This window comes from Mesobacillus sp., assembly GCF_049588175.1.
In the GTDB taxonomy this organism is placed as follows: Bacteria; Bacillota; Bacilli; order Bacillales; family Cytobacillaceae; genus Mesobacillus.
The window spans coordinates 1-2,911 of the sequence record NZ_JBAVFI010000589.1 but is presented as its reverse complement, the minus strand read 5'-3'; the positions used below and the strand labels follow the sequence as shown (position 1 = coordinate 2,911).

General features: G+C 44.2%; 1 protein-coding gene and 1 other annotated feature. The gene reads right to left on the bottom strand.

The features are described 5' to 3' along the window. On the bottom strand, nucleotides 1-2,554 hold a 2,554-nt coding region (gene alaS / locus WB217_RS14345; protein ID WP_423993911.1), incomplete at its 3' end, for an alanine--tRNA ligase. A 74-nt stretch (nucleotides 2,555-2,628) separates the two neighbouring features. After that, nucleotides 2,629-2,841 (bottom strand) — a binding site (T-box leader). Between the last annotated feature and the right edge of the window lie 70 nt (nucleotides 2,842-2,911).

Genomic DNA, 2,911 nt, shown 5'->3' with positions numbered 1-2,911 from the left:
TATCTGGACGGCCTCCGCCGCCTCCGCCGCAAATGGATGCTGCTTCCTTGATCAGCTTTCCTGCCTGGTAGCCTTTACTGATCAAATCATCTGTGACAGCAGCAATCAAATTCACTTTGCTTCCATCAGTCGTTCCAAGAAGGATGACTGCTGAACCCAGCTTTTGCTTCAAATCATCAGCCATGTTTCTCAGGCTGTTCATATCAGCAGCCTGAACACGAGCCGCAAGCAATTGAACACCATTCACTTCTTTTACTTTAGACGCAAGGCTTCCTGCTTCAATATTACCCAATTTTGCAGCAAGAGATTCATTTTCGCGCTGAAGCTGCTTCATTTCAATCAGCATTGTATCAATTCTGTTTGCTACTTCCTTAGGAGCGGTCTTTAATTTTGCAGCTGCATCTTTCAGGATCGCAATCTGATCGTTCAGGACTCTGTAAGCTGCCTCGCCTGTCACAGCCTCAATCCTTCGTGTTCCCGCACCGATACCGCCTTCAGAAACAATCTTGAATAATCCAATAACAGATGTATTAGGAACATGGCAGCCGCCGCAAAGCTCTAAGCTGTAATCTCCAACTTTGACAACGCGGACGATATCACCATACTTTTCGCCGAACAGAGCCATAGCTCCCATTTCCTTAGCTTCAGCAATTGGTTTTAAGCTTATATCCACCTGGATGCTTCTCCAAATTTTCTCGTTCACGATTGCTTCTACCTTTTCTAGTTCTTCAGCTGTTACCTGGCCAAAGTGGGAGAAGTCAAAACGGAGTCTGTCAGGTTCGACAAGTGATCCAGCCTGGTTTACATGCGTTCCGAGAGTATCTTTCAATGCCTGGTGAAGCAGGTGTGTTGCAGTGTGGTTTTTAATGATTTTCGCCCGGTTGTCCACGTCAACTTTTGCTGATACTTCCAAACCGTTTGTGACTGTGCCTTCTTCAACAACTGCGTGATGCAGGTTCTGTCCATTAGGAGCTTTTTTGACATTTATTACAGATAATCTTACTCCATCAGCTGTAATCGTACCTTTGTCAGCAATTTGTCCTCCGCTTTCTGCATAGAAAGGAGTGACATCCAGGATAAAGTGGATTTCTTCACCAGCAGCTGCCTCTTCTGCAAGCTGTCCGTCTTTCACCAATGCAAGGATTTTGCTGTTCGTTTCAAAATTATCGTATCCAATGAATTCGCTGCTAACTTTAATGTCGCCAAGAACTCCGCCCTGGACCTGCATGGATCCTACATCCTGTCGTGCAGCCCTTGCTCTTTCACGCTGAGACTCCATCTCGACCTCAAAGCCTTCATGGTCAACCTTCATGCCCTCATCTTCGGCATATTCCTCCGTAAGTTCAACCGGGAAGCCATAAGTATCATAAAGGCGGAAGACATCCTTGCCTTGGATCCTGCTGCTGCCTTTTTCCTTTTCTTTCTTGATAAGATCAGAAAGAATTGCAAGACCTTCATGAAGTGTTTCATGGAAACGATCTTCTTCATTTTTAATGACCTTTTGGATAAAATCTGTTTTTTCTTTTACCTCTGGATAGAAATCATGCATGATTTCACCAACAACCGGTACTAATTCGAACATGAACGGACGGTTGATGTTCAATTTTTTTGCATATCTCACAGCGCGGCGCAGCAGTCTGCGGAGTACATATCCTCGGCCTTCGTTTGATGGAAGAGCACCGTCGCCGACTGCAAATGCTACCGTACGGATATGGTCAGCAATGACCTTGAATGCTTCATCTTTTTCCTTTGAAACGCCATATTTTTCACCGGAAATCTCTTCAGTGCTATTGATGATTGGCATGAACAAATCAGTATCAAAGTTCGTTGGAACGTCCTGGACAACTGAAGCCATACGCTCTAAACCCATTCCTGTATCAATGTTTTTCTTTGGAAGCGGAGTGTATGTCCCGTCCGGATTATGGTTGAATTCAGAGAATACAAGGTTCCATACTTCCAGGTAACGATCATTTTCGCCGCCAGGATATAATTCTGGATCTTCAGGATCATTTCCGTATTCCGGTCCTCTGTCATAGAAGATTTCTGTATTTGGCCCGCTTGGCCCTTCGCCGATATCCCAGAAGTTGCCTTCAAGGCGAATAATACGTTCTTCAGGAACCCCGATTTTTTCTCGCCAAATGTTGAATGCTTCATCATCTTCTGGATGAATGGTTACGGATAGCTTTTCAGGATCAAAGCCGATCCAATTTTTATCTGTAAGGAACTCCCATGCAAAGTCTATCGCTTCCACCTTGAAGTAATCGCCTATTGAGAAGTTTCCAAGCATTTCGAAGAATGTATGGTGACGAGCAGTTTTGCCGACATTCTCGATATCATTTGTACGGATTGATTTCTGTGCGTTTGTGATTCTTGGATTTTCAGGGACGACACGGCCGTCAAAATACTTTTTCAAAGTCGCAACACCGCTGTTAATCCAAAGCAAAGATGGATCGTCGTGAGGAACGAGTGAAGCACTTGGTTCAATGGCATGGCCCTTTTCCTTAAAAAATTCAAGATACATTTTTCTGATTTCAGAACCTGTTAGTTTTTTCATATACACAACCTCCTAAATCGGTCAAAATTAAGCATTTCAGGGATTTCAGGCAACAAAAAAAGCCCTCATCCCTGGACAGGGACGAGAGCTTGCTCGCGGTACCACCCTGATTATGGACGCGGAAAACATGCGCCCATCTCTCAATAACGCCTTAACGCAGCTTCTACGGCAGGTTTTGCCTGCACTCCGGAATAGCCTTCTGTTATCCTTCACCGGGAATTCTTCCAGCCTTGGAATTCCTCTCTTGACGGTGGTCTATAACATACTCGTTCCTTCTACATTTTTCTAATTATTATTCTATAGCCGAATTATATATAGCAGATTTCAGTTTGTCAAACGCCTTCATAAAATTTAGGT